Annotated in this window: 23 protein-coding genes; 15 read left to right on the top strand and 8 right to left on the bottom strand. The window is 66.8% G+C overall.

The genetic code is table 11. The features are described 5' to 3' along the window. Nucleotides 1-81: 81 nt before the first annotated feature. Nucleotides 82-417: a DUF1476 domain-containing protein gene (locus tag FJ311_00850; protein MBM3949985.1), complete on the top strand. Its 336-nt coding sequence runs from the start codon at nucleotides 82-84 to the stop codon at nucleotides 415-417. Here the strand turns inward: FJ311_00850 and FJ311_00845 are convergent, their stop codons facing one another. Further along, nucleotides 418-1755: an adenylosuccinate lyase gene (locus tag FJ311_00845; protein ID MBM3949984.1), complete on the bottom strand. Its 1338-nt coding sequence runs from the start codon at nucleotides 1753-1755 to the stop codon at nucleotides 418-420. A gap of 98 nt (nucleotides 1756-1853) precedes the next feature. On the opposite strand from FJ311_00845, the gene FJ311_00840 reads away from it, so the two are divergent. Further along, the gene (locus FJ311_00840) at nucleotides 1854-2858 is read left to right on the top strand and encodes a hypothetical protein (protein MBM3949983.1); all 1005 of its coding nucleotides are present in this window, start codon (nucleotides 1854-1856) and stop codon (nucleotides 2856-2858) included. A gap of 1 nt (nucleotide 2859) precedes the next feature. On the opposite strand, the gene FJ311_00835 is transcribed toward FJ311_00840, so the two are convergent. Next, nucleotides 2860-4089 carry an MFS transporter gene (locus FJ311_00835; GenBank protein ID MBM3949982.1) on the bottom strand — a complete coding sequence of 410 codons (1230 nt, stop codon included), beginning with the start codon at nucleotides 4087-4089 and terminating at the stop codon, nucleotides 2860-2862. Between the two features lie 64 nt (nucleotides 4090-4153). On the opposite strand from FJ311_00835, the gene FJ311_00830 reads away from it, so the two are divergent. Further along, nucleotides 4154-5155, top strand: coding sequence for a phosphoribosylaminoimidazolesuccinocarboxamide synthase (locus FJ311_00830; GenBank protein MBM3949981.1), 1002 nt, complete (start codon nucleotides 4154-4156; stop codon nucleotides 5153-5155). A 26-nt stretch (nucleotides 5156-5181) separates the two neighbouring features. Here FJ311_00830 and FJ311_00825 read toward each other — a convergent pair whose 3' ends face one another. Continuing rightward, a complete protein-coding gene (locus FJ311_00825; GenBank protein ID MBM3949980.1) occupies nucleotides 5182-5844 on the bottom strand; it encodes an SAM-dependent methyltransferase in 663 nt (220 codons plus the stop codon). Nucleotides 5845-6495: 651 nt separating this feature from the next. Between FJ311_00825 and FJ311_00820 the strand changes: the two genes are divergently transcribed. From FJ311_00820 to FJ311_00775, 10 genes are all read left to right on the top strand, one after another. Continuing rightward, nucleotides 6496-8088: an AarF/ABC1/UbiB kinase family protein gene (locus FJ311_00820; protein MBM3949979.1), complete on the top strand. Its 1593-nt coding sequence runs from the start codon at nucleotides 6496-6498 to the stop codon at nucleotides 8086-8088. A gap of 164 nt (nucleotides 8089-8252) precedes the next feature. Next, nucleotides 8253-8600 (top strand): hypothetical protein, encoded by a 348-nt coding sequence (locus FJ311_00815; protein ID MBM3949978.1) that lies wholly within the window; start codon nucleotides 8253-8255, stop codon nucleotides 8598-8600. Between the two features lie 114 nt (nucleotides 8601-8714). Then, on the top strand, nucleotides 8715-9260 hold the full coding sequence (locus FJ311_00810; protein ID MBM3949977.1) for a copper-binding protein: 546 nt from the start codon (nucleotides 8715-8717) through the stop codon (nucleotides 9258-9260). Between the two features lie 14 nt (nucleotides 9261-9274). Continuing rightward, nucleotides 9275-10993, top strand: coding sequence for a copper resistance system multicopper oxidase (locus tag FJ311_00805; GenBank protein ID MBM3949976.1), 1719 nt, complete (start codon nucleotides 9275-9277; stop codon nucleotides 10991-10993). Further along, entirely contained in the window at nucleotides 10990-11700 is a 711-nt protein-coding gene (locus FJ311_00800) for a copper resistance protein B (protein ID MBM3949975.1), read from the top strand. Before FJ311_00805 ends, FJ311_00800 begins: the two co-directional genes overlap by 4 nt. A 53-nt stretch (nucleotides 11701-11753) precedes the next feature. Further along, a complete protein-coding gene (locus FJ311_00795) occupies nucleotides 11754-12302 on the top strand; it encodes a peptidoglycan-binding protein (GenBank protein MBM3949974.1) in 549 nt (182 codons plus the stop codon). 376 nt (nucleotides 12303-12678) lie between these two features. Then, nucleotides 12679-12912 carry a hypothetical protein gene (locus tag FJ311_00790; protein ID MBM3949973.1) on the top strand — a complete coding sequence of 78 codons (234 nt, stop codon included), beginning with the start codon at nucleotides 12679-12681 and terminating at the stop codon, nucleotides 12910-12912. 200 nt (nucleotides 12913-13112) lie between these two features. Next, the gene (locus FJ311_00785; protein ID MBM3949972.1) at nucleotides 13113-13787 is read left to right on the top strand and encodes a hypothetical protein; all 675 of its coding nucleotides are present in this window, start codon (nucleotides 13113-13115) and stop codon (nucleotides 13785-13787) included. 78 nt (nucleotides 13788-13865) lie between these two features. Then, nucleotides 13866-14321 carry a FixH family protein gene (locus tag FJ311_00780; protein MBM3949971.1) on the top strand — a complete coding sequence of 152 codons (456 nt, stop codon included), beginning with the start codon at nucleotides 13866-13868 and terminating at the stop codon, nucleotides 14319-14321. 18 nt (nucleotides 14322-14339) lie between these two features. Continuing rightward, a complete protein-coding gene (locus tag FJ311_00775) occupies nucleotides 14340-14810 on the top strand; it encodes a hypothetical protein (protein ID MBM3949970.1) in 471 nt (156 codons plus the stop codon). Between the two features lie 3 nt (nucleotides 14811-14813). On the opposite strand, the gene FJ311_00770 is transcribed toward FJ311_00775, so the two are convergent. From FJ311_00770 to FJ311_00755, 4 genes are all read right to left on the bottom strand, one after another. Continuing rightward, nucleotides 14814-15530, bottom strand: a complete 717-nt coding sequence (locus FJ311_00770) for a JAB domain-containing protein (protein ID MBM3949969.1) — start codon at nucleotides 15528-15530, stop codon at nucleotides 14814-14816. Further along, nucleotides 15500-16324 (bottom strand): type I methionyl aminopeptidase, encoded by an 825-nt coding sequence (gene map / locus FJ311_00765; GenBank protein MBM3949968.1) that lies wholly within the window; start codon nucleotides 16322-16324, stop codon nucleotides 15500-15502. The genes FJ311_00770 and map overlap by 31 nt, the downstream gene beginning before the upstream one ends. 72 nt (nucleotides 16325-16396) lie before the next feature. After that, nucleotides 16397-17107: a DNA/RNA nuclease SfsA gene (gene sfsA / locus FJ311_00760; GenBank protein MBM3949967.1), complete on the bottom strand. Its 711-nt coding sequence runs from the start codon at nucleotides 17105-17107 to the stop codon at nucleotides 16397-16399. Beyond that, nucleotides 17104-18003, bottom strand: coding sequence for a methyltransferase domain-containing protein (locus FJ311_00755; protein ID MBM3949966.1), 900 nt, complete (start codon nucleotides 18001-18003; stop codon nucleotides 17104-17106). The genes sfsA and FJ311_00755 overlap by 4 nt, the downstream gene beginning before the upstream one ends. A gap of 11 nt (nucleotides 18004-18014) precedes the next feature. Here FJ311_00755 and FJ311_00750 point away from each other — a divergent pair, with 11 nt between their 5' ends. After that, nucleotides 18015-18776 (top strand): ComF family protein, encoded by a 762-nt coding sequence (locus tag FJ311_00750; protein MBM3949965.1) that lies wholly within the window; start codon nucleotides 18015-18017, stop codon nucleotides 18774-18776. Here FJ311_00750 and FJ311_00745 read toward each other — a convergent pair. Beyond that, the gene (locus FJ311_00745; GenBank protein ID MBM3949964.1) at nucleotides 18763-19968 is read right to left on the bottom strand and encodes a PQQ-dependent sugar dehydrogenase; all 1206 of its coding nucleotides are present in this window, start codon (nucleotides 19966-19968) and stop codon (nucleotides 18763-18765) included. The genes FJ311_00750 and FJ311_00745 overlap by 14 nt on opposite strands. Before the next feature lie 80 nt (nucleotides 19969-20048). On the opposite strand from FJ311_00745, the gene grxC reads away from it, so the two are divergent. Next, entirely contained in the window at nucleotides 20049-20312 is a 264-nt protein-coding gene (gene grxC / locus FJ311_00740; GenBank protein ID MBM3949963.1) for a glutaredoxin 3, read from the top strand. Nucleotides 20313-20329: the final 17 nt, after the last annotated feature.

The raw sequence follows: 20329 nt of genomic DNA, 5'->3' as shown, positions 1-20329 counted from the left end.
TGCCATGGCCGTTGCAAGCCGCGGCCGTCCACCATACATTTCCGGCGCCCGAACGCCCCCAACTTTTGACCGGAGCAGCCGATGGCCGATGTCTTCAACGAACGCGAAAAGGGTTTTGAGGCGAAATTCAAGCTCGACGAGGAGTTGAAATTCAAGGCCACCTCGCGCGGCAACAAGATGCTGGCGGAATGGGTGGGCGAAAGGTTCGGCATGTCCGCCGACCAGCGCCAGGCCTACGGCAAGGAACTGGCGATCGCCGATCTGGATAAGCCCGGGCACGACGACCTTCTCGACAAGATCATGAAGGACGCGGAAGCGCGGAACATCACCCTCGTCCGCGCCGAGGTGGAGAAGGAAATGCGGCGTTGCCACGCCGTCGCCCTCGAGCAGGTCGCCAGGGACCAGGGCAAGAAGTAATCAGCTTTTTTTGCGATCGCGCGCGGCCTTGGTTCCAAGCACGCGGGCGAAAATCGTATCCACGTGGCGGAGGTGTCGGCGCACGTCGAACAGCGCCGCGAGCTTCGCGCGGCCGAGACGCTTCGCGACCTCCGGCTCGGCCTGCAGCCGTTTCTGGAAGCTTCCGCCTTTCTTCCACGTCTCGAGCGCATGGCGCTGCACCAGCGCGTAGGCCTTCTCGCGGCTGACGCCCGCCTGGGTCAGCGCGAGCAGCACCTGCTGCGAATGCACGAGCCCGCCCAGGCGGTCGAGGTTGCGGCGCATGGCGTCGGGATAGATCACCAGCTTCTCGATCACGCCGGCGAGCCGCGCGAGCGCGAAGTCGAGGGCGATGGTCGCGTCCGGCAGCGCGACCCGCTCGACCGAGGAGTGCGAAATGTCGCGTTCGTGCCACAGCGCCACGTTCTCGAACGCCGGGATCGCGGCGGCGCGCACGAGGCGCGCGAGTCCGGTGACGTTCTCGGTCAGCACCGGGTTGCGCTTGTGCGGCATCGCCGACGAGCCCTTCTGTCCCGGCGCGAAGAACTCCTCGGCCTCGGCCACCTCGGTGCGCTGCAGGTGGCGAATCTCGACCGCCAGGCGCTCGACCGAGCTGGCGACGACCGCCAACGCCGCGACGTAGGCCGCATGGCGGTCGCGCGGGATGACTTGGGTCGAAACCGGCTCCGGCACCAGGCCGAGCTTGGCGGCGACGTGCGCCTCGACCCGGGGGTCGATGTGGGCGAAGGTGCCGACCGCGCCGGAGATGGCGCAGGTGCCGGCCTCGGCGCGCGCGGCGACGAGGCGGGCGCGGGCGCGCTGGAACTCGGCGTAAAAGCCGAGGAGCTTGAGGCCGAAGGTCGTCGGCTCGGCGTGGATGCCGTGGCTGCGGCCGATGCACGGCGTATTCTTGTATTGCCGCGCGCGCTTGGCCAACGCCGCCAGCAGCCGGTCGACGTCCGCGATCAGCAGATCGGCGGCTTCGACCATCTGCACGGCGAGGCAGGTGTCGAGCACGTCGGAGGACGTCAAGCCCTGGTGGACGAAGCGCGCCTCCGGCCCGACCCGTTCGGCGAGTTCGGTCAGGAAGGCGATGACGTCGTGCTTGACCTCGGCCTCGATCGCGTCGATGCGGGCGATCCGGTCGGGCGTATAGGGCGCGCGGCCGCGCTTGCGCACAGCGGCGGCGGCCGATTTCGGAATGGCGCCGGTTTGCGCCAGCGCGTCGGCCGCGTGCGCCTCGATCTCGAACCAGATGCGGAACTTGTTGGCGGGCTCCCAGATGGCGGCCATCGCCGGGCGGCTGTAGCGGGGGATCATCGGAACGGCGTCCTGGATTCGGCAGGGGGAACATCCTAGAACATATCCCCGGCGGAGGAAATCGGCCTTTCCCGGATGCTCCGTCGCTCGGATCACGCATGCACGACAGTTTCGCTTTCGTCTCCAAACTTCCGGCACCGATTCCGGTTTTCGATATCGGCGGCGGCGGCGCCGACGCGCTCGCCGCCTCCGCGCCCGAGCGGTTGGCCCTGATTCTCGCCTCGGCCGAAACGCGCTACGGCCGGATCCCGCTTCGCCTCGGCGACGCGCTTTCGCGACAATGGCTGATGCGCGCGAACAATCCCTACCTGCCGGAGATCGACACGGTCGCCGCGCGCTTGGGGCGCGCGGGCGCGCATCTTCTCAACCTCTCCTACGAATGGACCTGCACCAGCGGCGTCGCGCCCGATCCTTCGGGTGCCGGCAACCGGATGCTGCGCACCCTCGACTGGCCGCTCGACGGTCTCGGCCGCGCCCTGGTGGTCGCCCGGCAGTCGGGCGCGGCCGGGGATTACCTGAACGTCACGTGGCCCGGATTCGCCGGCATCGCCACCGCGATGGCGCCCGGCCGATTCGCCGCCGCGCTCAATCAGGCGCCGATGCCGCGCTACACGCCTTCCTGTTGGCTCGATTGGGCGGTCACGCGCATCCGCCTCGCGGCGCGCGGCCAGCTTCCGCCCGCGCATCTGTTGCGGCGCGTGTTCGATACCTGCCGTACTTACGCCGAAGCACGCGCCCAGCTCGTCGAAACGCCCATGTGCCTGCCCGCGATCTTCGTCCTGAGCGGCGCGGAGCCGGACCAAGGCTGCGTGATCGAGCGCACCGAAACGGGCGCGAGCGTGCGCGAATCGCCCGCGTGTTCCGCCAACCATTGGCAGGGATTCCACCGGCCGGGCCGCGCGCGGGGGGCCGACAGCGTCAAGCGCGCGCGAACGCTGGCCGAAATCCATCGCCGCGCGCCCGACGGCTTCGCATGGCTGACCGCGCCGATCCTCAACCGCACCACGCGGGCGGCGGTGGTCGCCAACGCTCGGCGCGGCACGCTTTGGGTCCAGGGCTTCGAGGCGGACGGACCGGCGACCGCGCCGCTGACGCTGCCCTGATTCAGGTGCGAAATTTCGCCCGGCGTTTGAGCATGTACCAGGCAAGTCCGGCGGTTTGGGCCGCGAGCAGCGCCGCGAACGCGGCACGATAGGCTTCCGGCGGATACGATCCGTCCGCGCCGCGCGGCCAGAAATCGACCACCACGCCGACGCCCCACTGGCAGGCGAAGGTTCCGAGAAAAACCGAGACGTTGAACGCGGTCGCGGCGCGGCCGGCCATCTCGAGCGGAAAGCTCTGGTAGAACGCCGAATACCACAACACGTTCGATGCGCCGAGGAACGTGAACAGGACCCAGAGCGGCGCCGCCTCGGCGGGCGGCAGCAGGACGATGGCGCCCTGGGTCGCGAGCAGGCCGACGGTCGCCGCCAGCGCGACCGTGTGCGCGGCGATGCCGAGGCGCGCCAGCCGGTCGGCGATCGCGCCCATGGCGGCGTAGCCCGAGGTCATGCCGAGCGCGATCCAGAGCAGATAATCGGCGACGGCCGGGCCCTTGAGCCCGGCGACGTCCGCGAGCCACGGGCCGACCCACAGGCTCTGCAGGCCGATGAACGATCCCTGGATCAACGCGGTCGAGCCGACCACGCGCACGAACAAGGGATCGCGCAGGATGCCGACCAGCTCGCGCAACTGGCGGGCGAGCGGCGGCGGCTTGCCGGTTCGGCCGTCGTCGGGAACGACAAGGTAGATCAGGGCCGCGGCGGCGACGATGGCCAGCGCATAAAGCATCAGCACGCCGCGCCAGCCGACGAATCCGAGCGTCACCTCGACCGGCACGGTGCCGGCGATGGCGCCGAGGCCGCCGCACGACATCAGGAGGCCGTTGGCGAGCGGCACCCGTGCGGCCGGAAACCAGATGCGGTAGGCGGTGAAGGGCGCCACCAGGCAAGCGGAAACGCCGAGCCCCATCAGGGCGCGACCCGAAACGAGCCCGGCCAGCCCGCCCGCCATCCCAAATCCGAAGGCGCCGAGGGCCGCGACCAGGATCAACGCCGCTTCGACCCGCTTCGGCCCGAAGCGGTCGAGCAGGATGCCGAGCGGCAGTTGGAACGCGGCGAAGGCCAGGAAATAGACGCTGGTCAAAAAGCCGAGATCGGCCGCGCCGAGATCGAATTCGGCCATCAGGCGCGGCGCCAGCACGGCGTTGACAACCCGGCCCAGGTAGGAAAGGAAATAGCCGACCGCGAAAGGCACGAACACGCGAGCCGCGAGCGTGCGGGTCAAAGCGGGCATGATCGGCGGAAGCTAGCGGTCGGGCCCGAGCGGGGCAACAGGGGAAATAGGTTCGGGAGCGCGCATGGTGATCGATTACTTGAACAGCCTCGGCCGCTGTCTGACCGACGCTCACTTTCCGTGGCTGCCCAATTTCCAGCGCGGCAAGGTACGCGATTCCTACGACCTGCCCGACGGCCGGCGGATCATGATCGCGACCGACCGCCAGTCGGCGTTCGATCAGGTGTTGGCGGCGGTTCCGTTCAAGGGCCAAGTGCTGACGCAAACGGCGCGCTATTGGTTCGACGCCACCGCCGACGTCTGCCCGAGCCACGTGCTCGCCTACCCGGACCCGAACGTGACGGTCGGGATCAAGCTCGACATGATCCCGGTCGAGGTGGTGGTGCGCGATTATCTCACCGGCGCGACCTCGACCAGCATCTGGACCCAATACGCGACGGGCGCGCGCGTCGTTTACGGCCACCGGCTTCCCGACGGCATGCGCAAGAACCAGCGCCTGTCCGCGACCCTGATCACGCCGACCACCAAGGGCGCCACCACGGACAAAGGCGCGACCGCCCACGACGTGCCGATCACCGCCGCCGAGATCGTCGCGCGCGGCCTGGTGCCCGCCGATCGCTGGCGCGAGATCGAGCGCTTAGGCATGGCGCTGTTCCGGCGCGGGCGGGATCTCGCCGCCGCGCAAGGGTTGATCCTGGTCGACACCAAGTACGAATTCGGCCTCGACCGCGAAGGAAGGCTGCGCGTCGCCGACGAAATTCACACGCCCGATTCCAGCCGTTACTGGATCGCCGCCACCTATCCCGAGCGCGCGGACCAGGGCCTCGAACCCGACAGCCTCGACAAGGAATTCCTGAGACTTTGGATCGCGGCGCGCTGCGATCCCTACAAGGAGCCGATCCCCGAAATTCCGCCCGCGACGCTCGCCGAGTTCAGCGCCAAGTACGTGCGCCTTTACGAGCAGATGACCGGCCAGGAATTCGTCCCGGTCGAGCCCGAGCTTCCGGTGCGCGAGCGCATCGAGCGCAACCTGAGGCGCGCCTTTCCCGAATTCGCGCCGAAGTGATCAAGTGATTAAGCGATCCTCGGCGATCAGCCGCGCTTGCGGGCAAGCGTAAGCCCGTCGGCGATCGGCACCAGGCAGAGATCGATGCGCTCGTCGATGTGGCGGGCGCGGTTGAAAGCGCGGATCGCCTCGGTATCCGCGTCGGTATCCTTGGGATCGATCACCGCGCCGTCCCACAGCACGTTGTCGGCGGCGATCACGCCGCCCGGACGCACGAGCGCGAGGCAGCGCTCGAAGTACGGCTCGTAGTTTTCCTTGTCGGCGTCGATGAAGGCGAAGTCGTACGTTCCGGCGCGACCTTCGGCGAGAAGGGCGTCGAGGGAGCCGGCCGCCGGGCCGAGGCGAAACTCGATCTTGTCGGCGACGCCGGCTTCGGCCCAATAGCGCCTGGCGACGGCGGTCCATTCGGCGTTCGCGTCGAGGGCGGTGAGCCGCCCGTCGGCGGGCAGCGCCAGCGCGACCGCCAGCGAGCTGTAGCCGGTGAACACGCCGATTTCGAGGCACGCCCGCGCGCCGAGTGACCGCACGAGAAATTGCATGAACGCCCCCTGATCGGGGGAAATCTGCATGCCCGCCTTGGGCATGGTCGCAGTTTCGGCGCGAAGACGCGCGAGGGCGGGATGCTCGCGCGTCCCGACCGCGACCAGGTAATCGTGCAGGCGTTCGTCGAGGCGGGTGAATTTGCTCATCTTGCGGCTGTCCTTCGCGGGCGCGCTTGACAGAACGCAACGTCCGTCATTTCATGATCGAGGGCAAGTCCCGGAGAGAAAGTTGATCCGTCTGCCGCGCCAAATCCGGCGAATCGTTTCCATGTTCGCGGTCACTGCGACCTTGCTTTGGGGATTCGCAGGCGCAGTTGTTCCAGGACACGAAATGACGGGTTCGCCGATGATAGCGTCGACCGGCGGAATCGCTGCGTCCGCGCAAGGCGGACACGTCGTCGACGCCGCCCCGGGTTCGTGCGACCGAAATTCCCTCCACGGTTACGGCGGCGGATTCGACCGCTGCTGTCCGCCGGAATGCGCCTTTTCGGCGATGACAGCCGCACCTTCGGGAATCGTTTTTCACGAATCATCCGGCATTCCAGCCCTGACGCCGGACGCTTTCGTTCCGCTCCGCTCATCCGCGCCGCCTTTGCGTCCTCCGCGCGTTTCCTGATCTAAATCCGTTTTGCGCGCGTCTTGAGCCGCGCCGGGCTTGAACGGCCGGGCCGCAGCTCGCGCGCGAGCGCCATCCGTTCGACTTCAACACCAGACAAGGATTGCACGCGTCATGCGTACGATCCGCTCGAAGTTCACCTTTCAATCGGATGCTTCCCCTGCAGACATGGATGCCATGAAATGATGTTTATCGGCCGGTTGCTGCGCGTTGGGTTCGCGGCGGCGAATTTCGCGGTTCACGCCCTCTATCTGTACCTGTTTCGTCCCCGGCGTTTGCCGACGCTGGCGGAGCGATTCGCCGTGACCCTCGAACGGCTTGGCACGACGTTCGTCAAGTTCGGCCAAATCCTGAGCTTGCACCAGGAAATGCTGCCGGACCACTACATCAAGGCTCTGCAACGGTTTCATGAGCATGTAAATCCTTTTCCCGCCGCGAAGGCGATACGCGAGATCGAAACGGCGCTCGGCCGGCCGATCGCCGAGTTGTTTGCGGAATTCGATCCGGTCCCCTTCGCCGCCGCTTCCATCGCGCAGGCGCACAAAGCACGCCTCCACGACGGACGGATGGTGGTCGTCAAAGTGCGCAGACCGGGGATTCAGGATCAAATCCGCCGGGACATGCGCATGCTGCGGATGTTCGCGCGCGCGACTGAACTTCTGGCCCCTCGTCTCCGCCGCTACCACCCGCTTCGCCTGGTGGAGGAGACCTGGACCAATCTCCGCAACGAGACCGACTTCCGGCGGGAGGCACGCAACGCCCGGCGTTTCAAGGAGGCCTTCAAGGATTGGAAGACGGTGCATGTACCGACAGTGATCGACGGACTCGGCGCCGAGTCAGTCCTGGTGCAGGAGATGAGCAGTGGCCGCCGCGTTGACGATCCGATTAACGACGAAGACAGACGGCGCTTGGCCGATAATTTCGTTGACGCCTATCTCCACCAGTTCTTCGTGCTCGGCGTCTTCCACGGCGATCCGCACCCGGGCAATTTGTTTATCATGAACTCGGGACGCATCTGCTTTCACGATTTCGGTCTGACCGGCTATCTCGACCGCGCAACGCGTCGAAATCTTGCGCTGTTCACGCAGGCATTCGCCCATCAAGACTCGGCTTGGCTGCTCGACACGGCGATTGCCCTCGGCGTGATCGACGCGGCGGTCGATCGCGCGGAATTCCGGCGCGCCTTCGACGAGATCATGGCCGATTACGCCGCGTTGCCGCTCAACGATCTGTCGATCGCCCAGGCCTTTCTGCAAATCTTGCGGATCGGGCGCGGCGAAAGTGTGACCATTCCGCCTAATCTGCTCGTCCTTTTGCGCACCATGTTTCTGATCGAAAGCACGGTACGAAGCCTCGATCCCGAATACATCCTCGTCAAGGAACTGTTGGCCAAGGGCGAAAAGATATTCGAGACTACCCTCCGGCAATCGCAGAGCACCGGCAAGATGGAGCGGCTGAAGAGCGAAGCCGCAATGACCGCGGAGGATTTACCGGCGCTGCTTGGCGCCTGGCTCCACCGGCTCCAGGGCGAAGGAGGAAGACCGGAGTTCGGCTTGCGTCTTCACGGTATCGATCGCGTCGAGGACGCCGTGGAGCGCGGCGGCCGGCGGGTGGCGTTCGCGCTGGTGTCGATGGGTTTATTCGTCGCTTCTTCCTTGCTCCTCCAGTACGACATCGGCCCTCACGTCTTCGGCGACTATGCCGACGTGCCGCTGCTCGGCGTTCTCGGCTTTGCCGCCGCCCTCTGGGCGACCCTTCGCGCCGTGAGGACGTGAGACGAAGACCATGGAGTTTGCAATGGGAAACAGTTTTTGGCGGGAATACGGATTTCGCGCTTGTGATTGAAGATGGCCCTTTTTCGGCTTGTCTTTAGAATCCGCTTTTGCTATCCACGCCTCTCGCCCGCTCGTGGGCGAGGAACGTCCGAGGAAATATTTGCGTGTCGCGCCGGTTCCGTAAAATCGTTTCCGCCTTTGCGGTCGCCGCGACCCTGCTGTGGGGCTTGGCCGGCGTTGCCGCGCCCGGGCACGAAACGGCAGGCTCGCCGATAGTTTCCGCGTCCGCGCACGTCGGGAGCGATGCCGAAGCCCTGCTGGGTTCGTGCGACGAAAACTCTGCTGGCGGCATCGACCGCTGCTGCCCGCCCGGCTGCTCGTTTTCGGCCGTGACGCCGATTCCGTCCGGAACCGTCCTCCGCGCGCCAGCCACCGTTTCGGTGCTGGCGCCCGACACCTTCGTTCCGCTCGGCTCGTCCGCGCCGCCGCTGCGCCCTCCGCGCGCTTCCTGATCTAAATCCGCTCTTCGCGCGTCTTTAGCCGTGCCGGGCTTGAACGGCCGGGCCGCAGCTCGCGCGTGAGCGCCATCCGTTCGACTTCAACACCAGACAAGGATTGCACGCGTCATGCATATGATTCGCTCAAGTTTCGTCGCCGCCGTTTTCGGCCTCATAACGCTTGGGGCCGGCGCCGCCCTCGCCGGCCCGGCCCAGAAACACCCCTTCGGCGAAGTGGCCAAAGCCACGTCCACGACCCGCACCGTCACCATCATCATGAAGGACAATCTTTACGAACCGGAAACCGTCGCCGTGAAGGCGGGCGAGACGGTCCGCTTCGTCATCGTCAACAAGGGCGATCTTTTGCACGAGTTCGCGCTCGGCCAGCCCAACGACCACGCCAAACACCAGGACATGATGAAGATGATGATGGACCACGGCATGATTACGGCGACCGGGATCAACAAGGACATGATGAAGATGGACCACGCCAAGATGGGCATGGCCGCGCACGACCACGGCCCGGAAACCGGCAGCGTGCTGGTTGAGCCGGGCAAGCAGGCCGAGCTGGTCTGGAAATTCTCCAAGGCGATAGAACTCGAATTCGCCTGCACCATTCCCGGCCATTACGAGGCGGGCATGGTCGGCAAGCTCGACTTTAGCGGCGGATGGTGAGGAGGGATCGCGCCATGTCCACCGATCTTCACGGCCTTTCCCGGCGGAACGCGCTCAAGCTCGCCGGCGCGGCCGGCCTCGTCGCCGTCTATCCCGGCCGGATCAGCTTCGCCTCGGCGACGAAAGAATACGCGATTGCCGTCGAGGCGGGCCGGATCGTCGTCGACGGAATCGAGAGCAACGCTGTCATGATGGGCGGTTCGGTTCCGGCGCCGACGTTGCGCTGGCGCGAAGGCGAAGAAGTGACCATCCAGGCCACCAACCGTCTCAAGGAATCGACCTCGATCCACTGGCACGGGCTGCTGCTCGACGGCGACATGGACGGCGCGCCGGGATTCAACGGATTTGCTCCGATCCCGCCGGGCGAGACCTTCACCTACCGCTTCAAGCTCCGCCAGAGCGGCACCTATTGGTACCACAGCCATTCCGGCTTGCAGGAGCAGGCCGGCATGTACGGGGGAATCGTGATCGAGCCCCGGGGCCGCGATCCCGTCCGCGCCGACCGCGACTATGTGGTGGCGCTTTCCGACCATACCCAGGAAGACCCGATGCGGGTGATGGCCAAGCTCAAGGCCAACGCCGGGTATTACAACCGGGGCAAGCGGACGCTGGTCGACTTTTTCCGCGACGCGGACCGCGACGGCTTCGGCGCCGCGCTCAAGGACCGCCTCGAATGGGGCGAAATGCGGATGGACCCGACCGATCTTGCCGACGTCACCGGCTACGCTTTTCTGGTCAACGGAAAGGGCCCTCGCGACAACTGGACGGCGCTGTTCAAGCCGGGCGAGCGGGTCAGGCTGCGCTTCATCAACGCCTCGGCCATGAGCTTCTTCGACGTGCGGATTCCGGGCTTGCCGATGACGGTGGTTGCGGCGGACGGCCAGAACGTCCAGCCGGTCCGCGTCGACGAGTTCCGCTTCGGCGTCGGCGAGACCTACGACGTGATCGTGCTGCCGCGCGAGGACAAGGCCTTTACCGTCTTCGCCGAGCCGATCGACCGTTCGGGCTATGCCCGGGCGACGCTCGCGCCCCGCGAAGGGATGGAAGGGGCGATCCCCGAACAGCGCCCGCGCACCATCCTCAGCATGGCCGACATGGGTGCGGCGCATGCCGGTATGGATCACTCGGCGATGGGCCATGGGGCGATGGGCCAAGGCGGCGCCATGTCCGGCATGGACCACAGCAAGATGTCCATGCCCGGGATGGACCATTCGGCCATGGGGCACGGCGCCATGCCAACGACCCAAGACGCCAGCGGCAAGCGGCCATTCGGCTGGGCGGATGCCGCGACGCCGCCGGGCCAGAAGGCGCTCGCCTACGCCGATCTCCGTTCGGCGGCTAAGAACGCGGACGCGCGCGAACCGAGCCAGGAGATTGAGGTCCGCCTCACCGGGATCATGGATCGCTACATGTGGAACCTGAACGGCCGCCCGTTCGGCAAGGAAGAACCGATCCGCGTCAAATACGGCGAACGGGTGCGGATCAAGTTCGTCAACGAAACCATGATGGCGCACCCGATGCACCTGCACGGGATGTTCGTCGAGGTGGAGAACGGGCAAACCGACCGCCGGCCGCTCAAGCACGTGGTCGTCGTGCCGCCGGGGCAAGAAGTCTCGGCCCTGCTCACCGCCGACGAACCGGGCGATTGGCCGTTCCATTGCCACCTCATGTACCACATGGCATCGGGGATGATGACTCGCTTCATTGTTGGGCCGAAGGGGGCGAGCACATGACGAAAATGTACCGTTTGCTCGCCGCCGTGATCGTCGCGCCCTTGTCCGTGTCGCCGGTGGATGCCGCCGAGCCCGGACAGATATTTACGTTCGTTCAGGCCGAGCAGCTCGAATACCGGAGCGGCACCGGCAAGGACAATCTCGCCTGGGACGCCGAAGGCTGGATCGGCACCGACGACGACAAGATTCGAATCAAGGCCGAAGGCGAAAAGCCCAACGACGGCAAACTGGAAAAAGGGGAATTCCAGCTTCTCTACAGCCGCCGAGTCTCGGATTTTTTCGACGCGGTGGTGGGTTTGCGCCAGGACATCAAGCCGGACCCCGATCGCACCTTCGCCGTGTTCGGCGCGCAAGGAACGGCGCCATACATGATCGAGGTCGACGCCGCGGCCTTCGTCAGCCATGAGGGCGAGGTGTCGGCCCGGCTCAAGGGCGAGACCGACTGGCTCGTCACCCAGAAATTGATCCTGCAACCGAGCGCCGAGATCAATTTGGCGGTGCAAAGCGTCAAGGAGCGTCACGTCGGCTCCGGCGTCGATTCAGTCAGCGCCGGCCTGCGCTTGCGTTACGAAATCGTCCGCGAATTTGCGCCTTACGTCGGCTTCCATTGGGAGCGGAAGCTCGGCCAGGCCGCCGACTACGCGCGCGAAGAGGGGAACCGGGCGGACAACCGCTCGGTCGTCGCCGGCGTGCGATTCTGGTTTTGAGGTCGTGTGCGTGCCTGGAGGGGATTTTCGCCAACCATGAAAGGAAACGTGCCATGAAGACTTCGATGATCCCGCGTTTGATTGCGATTGCGGCCGTTGTGCTGGCGGCCGGAGTGACCGGAGGGACGCCGGTTCCCGTTTTCGCCCAGGCGCCGGCGCCAACCGCGCCTTCGGGGCTTTCTTCGGCCACCATCAAGGCGCTGCAGGAGGCGCTCAACAAGCAAGGGATCGCGGTCAAGACCGATGGCGTGCTCGACGGCGCGACGCGCGAGGCGGTCCGCAAGTACCAGTCGCAGCACCATCTGCCCGTCACCGGCGAGCCCGACAAGGCGACTCTCGACAAGCTCGGCGTCGCCATTCAGCCCGGCGCGGCGGCGCCCGGCGGCGGGGGTATGACGGGCCAGGGAATGATGCAACCCGGAATGATGCCGCCCGGCCATATGGGCGGGGGAATGATGGGCGGCGGATCGATGCCCCAGGGCCAGGGCACGATGGGCCAAGGCATGGGACAGGGTATGGGGCCCGGGTCAGGAATGGGGCCAGGTCAGGGTATGGGGCAAGGGTCCGGGGCGGCACCCATGCCGGGCATGCCCAAGCAATGAGGATCTGCGACGCCGGTTGATATCGATCGTGGACTAAATCCGGCGGCAAGTCGGGGGTGTGGTTTCGCAATTCGCGAGATCAACGGAGCCACACGCCCCACGGCATATGGAAGTAAACGGAGGCTCTCGATTTGCGTCGGGCCCAGGGATATATTTTGACTGCGGGATGTCACCATCGTAAGGGTTTTCCGGGGCACATCCGAGATCGGCGGACGTAAGGGATCGGGACGTGACGGGCGGAGACGACGACAGGAGGCGACGCGGTTGCTGGCCGGCGCGGGGGCGTTGGCTTGGCGCCGTTATGGGTCTGCTGGTTGCGTTCGGCGTTCTCCTTCATTACGGCCACCTTTCGTCCGCCCAAGCGGATGCGAGCAGGATGGCTGTCATCGGCGTTGCCGGATCGAGTGACCACGATTTGCCCAAAAACAGCCACAACATCGTCCAGCAGTGCGAAGCCAGCGCCCACTGCTCGTTTGCCGGACCGCCGCGCGCAAGTGCGGTCGTGTCCGACGACGAAGCGGGCGTCGTGCGGTGGGCGGCCATCGATCTTGGACCAGCGCGGATCGTCCACCCCGAATACCGACCTCCCAAACTTACGACCCAGGACTGATTGAACCGGCGCCGCATGGTGTCGGGCGCCATCGGCGTCGGCCGGTGGCGCCGTTCTTAACAGCTGGGAGTTTTGTCATGACCACGCTTTCCCGCCCTCAGTTCTTGGCCTCGCCCGTTGCTACCGCGGCACCGGGCGCTCCATTACCACAACCCGCGCCACATGGCGGCCGACATGATTACGACCGTCGAGTACAAGACATGACGGCGCAAGCTGTCGATGGAATGCCGCTGGCGTCGGTTCGAAACGGCGTGATGACCGATCTGGCCGTTCCGGCTTGGCTGTTCTTGTCCCGCTGGTTCCGCAACCCGCTGCGCACGGGCTCGGTCTTACCCAGCGGCCGTCCGCTCGCCGAGGCGCTGGCGCGGCAGATCGACGGGCGAACCAGGGGCACGATCGTCGAATTGGGCGCCGGAACGGGGTCGGTGACGGAAGCACTCATCAATTCCGGCGTTCGGCCGGAGCGGATGTTGATCGTGGAGTTCGACAGTCGCATGGCGGAACATCTGCGCCGCCGTTTCCGAGGGGCTCATGTCGTCGAAAGCAACGCGTCGCGACTCGGGAAGATTGCACGGGAGGCAGGCGTGACCCGGGCTGCCGCCGTCGTGTCCAGTCTGCCGTTTTTGTTCATGAGCATCCGTCAGCAGGGCGCGATCCTGAAATCCGCTTTTCGGTTGATGGCGACCGAAGGACCGTTCATCCAGTTTACATATGGCCCGTTTCCGCCGGTTTCCGAACCGATCATTCGGCGGCTGAAATTGAAAGTCATCCGTGCGGACCATATATGGCTGAACTTGCCGCCGGCGGCGATCTGGCGTTACGAGTGCCTGGGAAAATCCGGTCAACAGGATAATGCGTGGGCGGCGCCGCCTTGAGGTCGGGCGCGACCCCGCGGATACGCGGCCATAGCCGGGTGGCCCCGAATCCGGCAAAGATTGCGAGCGGGTAGACCAATGCTGTCGCGAGCGTTCTTCTTCATCGTCTTCGGATTAATTCTGGCGGTGGCCGGAAGCTTTCTTGCCGTTGTCCTATTTTTCGGGGACGGCAGCGGTTCGTCGGCCGGCCGGCCGAACGCGCCAGCGCTCGGGACCATTGCTGCCGCCGGCACCTTCGAGGGGCGGACCCCGGCGTGGACCGTGCGCGGGCGCCTGATCGAGACGCCGATGGGCATAGTCCGCATCGAATTCCAGGTCCAGGATCGAAACAATGGCCCCATGCCGAAAGATGCCCGGGTCGATGTCGGTTTTGAAATGGTCGGGCATGCGATGCCTCCAACCCGTGCGACGGTCGAACATCTGGCGCCCGGCGTGTATCGCGCGACGGGACCGGTCACCATGTCCGGGCGGTGGCGAATCGATATTCGCCTTCCCGATGGAACCTTTCAGCACGTGATCGACATCGGAAGGTGAAGTGCCGGGAGGCCTTTGATGATACGGATGGCGACGACTTTGGATTCGCCGGCGAACTGGCTGGCGGCTTTCCGCCGCTATCTGGCGGCGGGGGCCGTCGGCCATCTCGTTTGGGAATCCGCGCAGCTGCCGCTCTACACTCTGTGGACGACCGCCTCGCCCGGCGAAATGGCGTGGGCGGTCGTTCACTGCACCGCCGGCGATCTCGGCATCGCGGCGGCGGCGTTGGCCTTGGCGCTGGTCGCGTGCGGCCGGTCCCGCTGGCCGGCGGAGCGGTTCGGCACGGTCGCCGCCGTGACCGTCACCGCCGGAATCGCCTACACGATCTACAGCGAATGGCTCAACACCGTGGTGCGCCAAAGCTGGGCTTATGCCGAGGCGATGCCGGTGGTGCCGCCGTGGGGGACCGGTCTTACGCCGTTATTGCAATGGATCGCCATTCCGGCGTTCTGCTTTTGGGCGGCCCGCCGGTCGCCACGGGCGCCCTGAGTCCTACAACATCCCCATCGACTTCAGGGATGCCGTGCCGTGCTTCGACACGATCAGGTGATCGTGCAGCACGATGCCGAGCTTGGCGCAGGCGTCCTTGACCTCGCGCGTCATCGCGATGTCGGCCTTGGAGGGCGTCGGATCGCCGCTCGGATGGTTGTGGACGAGGATGAGCGCGGCGGCGCCGTGCTCGAGGGCGCGCTTGACCACCTCGCGCGGATAGAGGGGCGTATGGTCGATGGTGCCCTGACCCTGGACCTCGTCGGCGATCAGCATGTTCTTGCGATTGAGGAACAGCACGCGGAACTGCTCGCGGGTTTCGCGCGCCATACTGACGCGCAGGTAATCGGTCAGCGCCTGCCAGGACGACAGCACGGGCTTGACCATCGCCTCCTCGCGCGCCAGCCGTTCGGCCGCCGCGCGCACCACGGCGAGAGCGGCGGCGGTGGTCTCGCCGGCGCCCTCGACCTCGCGGACGCGTTCGGATTCGGCGGCGAGCACGGCGGCGAACGAGCCGAAGCGGGCGATCAGGCGCTTGGCCAGCGGCTTGGTGTCGCCGCGCGGGTGGGCGAGACAGAGGACCAATTCCAGCAATTCATAGTCGGCAAGCGCGCCCGAGCCGCCCTTGAGGAATCGATCGCGCAGCCGTCGGCGATGGCCGGCATGGGGGGATTTGCCCTCGGGCGCGGTCAAGGCGCGGGGTAGGGCGGTTGGTGCCAGCCCCTGGGCGACAGGGTGAACACTTCATAGCCGTCGGCGTTGACGCCGACGGTGTGCTCGAACTGGGCCGACAGCGAACGATCGCGCGTCACCGCCGTCCAGCCGTCGTCGAGGATCTTCACCTCGAAGCGCCCGGCGTTGATCATCGGCTCGATGGTGAAGAACATGCCGGCCTTCAAGACCAGGCCTTCGCCGGGTTTGCCGAAATGCATGATGTTGGGCGCGTCGTGAAACACGCGCCCGATGCCGTGACCGCAGAAATCGCGCACCACGGAAAAGCGCCGCGCCTCGGCGTGCATCTGGATGGCGTGGCCGATATCGCCGAGCGTCGCTCCCGGCCGCACGGCCTCGATCCCCTTCCACATCGCCTCGAAGGTCGCTTCCACCAGCCTGCGCGCCTTCACGCCCACCTCGCCCACATAGAACATGCGGCTGGTGTCGCCGTACCAGCCGTCCAGGATCACGGTGATGTCGAGGTTGACGATGTCGCCGTTCTCCAGCGTCTTGGGACCGGGAATGCCGTGGCAGACGACGTGGTTGACCGACGCGCAGATGGATTTCGGAAAGCCGCGGTAATTGAGCGGCGCCGGCACGGCGCCCGCGCCGACGATGAAATCGTGGCAGAGGCGATCGAGCGCCTCGGTCGTTACCCCGGGCTTGACGTAAGGGGTGACGAAGTCGAGCACCTCGGCGGCGAGTCTTCCCGCCTTGCGCATGGCGGCGAAATCCTCCGCCCCGTGAATCTTGACGTGGCGGGGGGCGCGGTGCGCGCTTTGCCGTTCGCCGAAATCCATATTGTTGTTCATGACGTGACCCGAACCCGCATTATGCCCGGAGCGACCCCCAAGCTAAAGCCGGATCGCAAGCTAAAGTCCGATGACAAGCGGGCCGGCGAGGTGGATTTCGCGTGGACTCACGCGGCAACCGTAGCACAGCACCTCGACGCCCTCGGCCTTGGCGCGGGCGAGCCCCCGGGCGTAGGCCGGGTCGATATCGGCGGCCACGGCAAAGGCGCGGGCGTCCTGGCGCTGGACCAGAAAAAACATCACCGCCCGCCCGCCGCGGGCCGCCACCCGGGCGAGTTCATCGAGATGCTTTTTCCCGCGCGCGGTCGGGGAATCGGGAAACTCCGCCGGCGCGGACGGCGCAAGGTCGCGTTTCATGGTCACGTTCTTGACCTCGACGTGGCACGAAGGCCGCTGCGGATCTTCGAGCAGCAGGTCGATGCGCGAATTCGTGCCGTAGCGCACCTCGCGGCGCAAGGCGGCGTACCCGGCGAGCTCGGGAATTTTTTTGTAGTGGATCGCCTCCTCCACCAGCCGATTGGGATGCTGGGTGTTGATGCCGACGAGCGTGTCGCCGACCCGGATCAACTCCCACGAATAACGGAGCTTGCGCGCGGGGTCGGGAGATTGGGAGAGCCATACCTCCGAGCCGGGCGCGTTTACGCTCAGCATCGAGCCCGGGTTGGCGCAATGGGCGGTCACCGTCCCGCGGCCGTCGAGTTCGACATCGGCGAGGAAGCGCTTGTAGCGCCTGAGCAGCGTGCCGCGCACCAGGGGCGTCGGAAATTTCATCGGCGCGGGTTCCGGGTTTCGGCGTCGAGGGCTTGGGCGAGGCGAGTCGTGGCGCTGCCGGGTTTCAAGGGCCGTTGCTGGCCGGGGTGCGGGGCCCAGGCGGTCAGGAATATCACCTGGAAGGTCGCCGGCACGCGGCCATCGGACCCGGCGCCACGCGAAACGCGAAGATAACGCTCGGTCGCGGCGGCGAACAGGGCACGGCGCGAAAACCGCTTGGGGCGCGCCGCGACCGCATTGGCTTCGCCCATGCCGCGCAAGTCCCGCATCAGGCGCAGGGGGTCGGTGTAGGAGACGGTGATCGTGTCGCGGTCGACGACCGGCAGCGCGAAGCCCGCGCGCTGCAGCAGCGCGCCCAAATCGCGCACGTCGGCGAACGGCGCGACGCGGGGGCTGGCCCCGCCCGCGACCTCCAATTCGGCTTCGGTCAGCGCGCGGCGCAGCTCCTGCAGCGTGTCGGCGCCGAACAGCGCGCCGAGGAAAAGGCCGTCGGGCTTGAGGGCGCGCCGGATTTGCAGCAGCGCGCCGGGCAGGTCGTTGGTCCAGTGAAGCGCGAGCGCGCTTAAGACCAGATCGAAGGTTGCGGGCGCGAACGGCAGGGCTTCCTCGTCGGCGACGGCGGCAAGGCCGCTCGCGGCATTCGCCATCGCCTCCGACAGATCGCACTGGATCAGGGTTTCGACCTTGCCCCGCCCGCCCAGCATCCGGCCGATAGCGCCCGCGCGGCAGCCGAGGTCGAGGGCGAGCGGAAAGGCGCGGGTCACGTCGTCGAGGCGGTCGAGCAGGCGCTCGGCCACCTCGCGGAACAGGAAGTCGTGTTCGGCGAAGCGGGCGGCGGCGCGGTCGCGGTGGCGGCGCACGGCGCGGCGATTGAAGACCACGGGTATTTCCGACATGCTCGTTATATATGGCACAAGAAAGGGTTGCCGTGCACGACGCCGCCGGCAGCGGGATCGCCCGGGCGATCCGCTGGGGTCTCGACGCGCTGCTGCCGCCGCGCTGCCTGGTGTGCGGTCGGGTGGTGGAGAGCGAGGCGCTGTGCGCGGACTGCTGGCGCGGACTTCGTTTCCTCGCCCGGCCGGTATGCGAAGCGTGCGGCGTTCCGTTCGAGGCCGATCCGGGCCCCGGCGCGCTCTGCGGCGCGTGCGCGGCCGAGCGGCCGGCGTTCGCCCGCGCCCGGGCCGCGTTCGTCTACGACGAGGCAAGCCGGGGCCTGATTCTCGGCTTCAAGCACGGGGACCGCACCGACGCCGCGCCCGCCTTCGGCACCTGGTTGCAGCGCGCGGGCGCCGAACTGCTGGCCGACGCCGACGTGCTGGCGCCGGTGCCGCTGCATTGGACGCGGTTGTTCGCGCGCCGCTACAATCAGGCGGCGCTGCTCGCGCGCGCGCTCGGGGAACGGACGGGGATTCCGGTCGAGGCCGGGTTGTTGGCGCGCCGCCGCCGCACGCCCGCGCAGGGAAAACTGAATCCGTCGGCGCGCGAACGCAACCTCCGGGGCGCGATCGCGGTGCCGGAAAAGGCCCGCGTCGCCGGGCGGCGAATCCTGCTGATCGACGACGTGCTGACCACCGGCGCGACCGCCAACGCCTGCGCCCGCGCGCTGATGGCCGCCGGCGCTTCCGCCGTCGACGTGCTGACGCTCGCCCGCGTGATCAGGGTCGAGTGATTCTCAGAATCCGGTCGTCGCCCTCGCGCGGCCGCCCGCGGCCGTCGCGGTTGTTGGTGAGCACGTACAGCGCCCCGTCGGGCCCGGCGACGGCGTCGCGCAGCCGCCCGGGACGATTGTCACCGTGCGCGAACCAGCGCTCGATGCGCGTGATCCGGTAATCGTTTCCGGCGCGGGCGAGCGCGATGCGCATCAGCGCTTGGCTGCGGAGCGTCGCGACGTAAAGATCGCCGCGCCAGAAGGCGATGCCCGAGGGCGGCGTGGTCGGCGTCTTCCAGACCACCAGCGGATCGCGGTAGGCCGCCACGTTCGGCGCGCCGACGGCGCGCGGCCAGCCGTAATTGGCTCCCCGGAGGATCAGGTTGATTTCGTCGTGGCCGCCGAGGCCAAATTCGCCCGACGGTCCGTGCTCGGAGGCGAACAGGTCCCCGTTCGCCGGCTGCCAGGCGAGCCCTTGCGGGTTGCGGTGGCCGAGCGACCAGACCGGCGATCCGGAAATGGGATTGTCGGCGGGAACGTCGCCTTCGGGGGTGACGCGCAGAATTTTTCCGGCGAGGGAAGCGGGGTCCTGGGCCAGCTCCGCTTCGTAGATTTCCCCGGTCGTTACGTAGAGCATGCGGTCGGGGCCGAAGCCGATCCGCCCGCCGTTGTGGTTGAGGGCGCCCGGAATGCCGTCGAGCACGACGCGATCGAACGCGCCCGTATCGCCGAGATGGCGGAGGCGGATGACCTTGTTGCGGCGGGCGAACGCCGGCAGCGGCCCCGGAAAATAGGTGTGCATGACGTAGACGAAAGGTGCCCGCGGAAAATCGGGATGGAGCGCCAAGCCCATCAGGCCGCCTTCGCCGCCGGTGGCGACGTCGATCCGGGCGTAGGGTTCGGGCCTTAGCGCGCCGTTTTGGATCAGGCGGATACGACCCGGCCGCTCGCTGACCAGGGCGCGCCCCGATAGGGGCCCATCATTCGATGATGCGCGCGGGGATTCGCCCGCGCGCGCGTCGGGCAGAAACGCGAGCGACCAGGGCGCCTCCAGCCCCCCGATCCAGGTTTCCACCCGGTGGCCGGGCGCGCCTTCGCTCGGGATATCGTCCACCGCCTGCGGCCTCGGCCCGACCACGGGATCGGCGAAAGCCGCGCCCGTCCAGGCGAGCGGCAGAACCAGGCAAAAAACGATCACGAGGCGGCTGGACATCGGGGGCTCCTGCGGCCGGCCCCCCTAGATTGGCGCGGGGGCCCGGTCTATATCAAGCGACCGAGCGGAAGGAGAAAACCGTGCCCAAGATCGAAATCTACACCACCGCGCTCTGCCCCTATTGTCGGCGGGCTAAGGCGCTGCTCGACAAGAAGGGTGTCGCCTACACCGAATACGAGGTGGACGTCACGCCGGGCAAGCTCGACGAAATGCTGAAGCGCGCGGAAGGCCGGCGCACGGTGCCGCAAATCTTCATCGACGGCAAAAGCATCGGCGGGTCCGACGATCTCCACGCCCTCGATCGCCAGGGCAAGCTCGATACGCTGTTGGGCCTCGCGGCCTGAGGCGAGGGCCGACCAAG

It is taken from the genome of Rhodospirillales bacterium (assembly GCA_016872535.1).
In the GTDB taxonomy this organism is placed as follows: Bacteria; Pseudomonadota; Alphaproteobacteria; order Rhodospirillales; family 2-12-FULL-67-15; genus 2-12-FULL-67-15.
Note: the sequence above shows the minus strand (reverse complement) of the source record. Positions and strands in the feature narration are given on the sequence as shown.

Excerpts from the sequence above, each read along its gene's own strand:
- FJ311_00800 (MBM3949975.1), top strand. The coding sequence starts at position 10,990 with ATGACGAAAATGTACCGTTTGCTCGCCGCCGTGATCGTCGCGCCCTTG.
- FJ311_00750 (MBM3949965.1), top strand. The coding sequence starts at position 18,015 with ATGGCACAAGAAAGGGTTGCCGTGCACGACGCCGCCGGCAGCGGGATC.
- FJ311_00745 (MBM3949964.1), bottom strand. The coding sequence starts at position 19,968 with ATGTCCAGCCGCCTCGTGATCGTTTTTTGCCTGGTTCTGCCGCTCGCC.
- map (MBM3949968.1), bottom strand. The coding sequence starts at position 16,324 with ATGGATTTCGGCGAACGGCAAAGCGCGCACCGCGCCCCCCGCCACGTC.
- FJ311_00830 (MBM3949981.1), top strand. The coding sequence starts at position 4,154 with ATGGTGATCGATTACTTGAACAGCCTCGGCCGCTGTCTGACCGACGCT.
- FJ311_00850 (MBM3949985.1), top strand. The coding sequence starts at position 82 with ATGGCCGATGTCTTCAACGAACGCGAAAAGGGTTTTGAGGCGAAATTC.
- FJ311_00840 (MBM3949983.1), top strand. The coding sequence starts at position 1,854 with ATGCACGACAGTTTCGCTTTCGTCTCCAAACTTCCGGCACCGATTCCG.
- FJ311_00820 (MBM3949979.1), top strand. The coding sequence starts at position 6,496 with ATGATGTTTATCGGCCGGTTGCTGCGCGTTGGGTTCGCGGCGGCGAAT.
- FJ311_00755 (MBM3949966.1), bottom strand. The coding sequence starts at position 18,003 with ATGTCGGAAATACCCGTGGTCTTCAATCGCCGCGCCGTGCGCCGCCAC.
- FJ311_00835 (MBM3949982.1), bottom strand. The coding sequence starts at position 4,089 with ATGCCCGCTTTGACCCGCACGCTCGCGGCTCGCGTGTTCGTGCCTTTC.
- FJ311_00780 (MBM3949971.1), top strand. The coding sequence starts at position 13,866 with ATGCTGTCGCGAGCGTTCTTCTTCATCGTCTTCGGATTAATTCTGGCG.
- FJ311_00795 (MBM3949974.1), top strand. The coding sequence starts at position 11,754 with ATGAAGACTTCGATGATCCCGCGTTTGATTGCGATTGCGGCCGTTGTG.
- FJ311_00810 (MBM3949977.1), top strand. The coding sequence starts at position 8,715 with ATGCATATGATTCGCTCAAGTTTCGTCGCCGCCGTTTTCGGCCTCATA.
- FJ311_00805 (MBM3949976.1), top strand. The coding sequence starts at position 9,275 with ATGTCCACCGATCTTCACGGCCTTTCCCGGCGGAACGCGCTCAAGCTC.
- sfsA (MBM3949967.1), bottom strand. The coding sequence starts at position 17,107 with ATGAAATTTCCGACGCCCCTGGTGCGCGGCACGCTGCTCAGGCGCTAC.
- FJ311_00825 (MBM3949980.1), bottom strand. The coding sequence starts at position 5,844 with ATGAGCAAATTCACCCGCCTCGACGAACGCCTGCACGATTACCTGGTC.
- FJ311_00785 (MBM3949972.1), top strand. The coding sequence starts at position 13,113 with ATGACGGCGCAAGCTGTCGATGGAATGCCGCTGGCGTCGGTTCGAAAC.
- FJ311_00790 (MBM3949973.1), top strand. The coding sequence starts at position 12,679 with ATGGCTGTCATCGGCGTTGCCGGATCGAGTGACCACGATTTGCCCAAA.
- FJ311_00775 (MBM3949970.1), top strand. The coding sequence starts at position 14,340 with ATGATACGGATGGCGACGACTTTGGATTCGCCGGCGAACTGGCTGGCG.
- FJ311_00845 (MBM3949984.1), bottom strand. The coding sequence starts at position 1,755 with ATGATCCCCCGCTACAGCCGCCCGGCGATGGCCGCCATCTGGGAGCCC.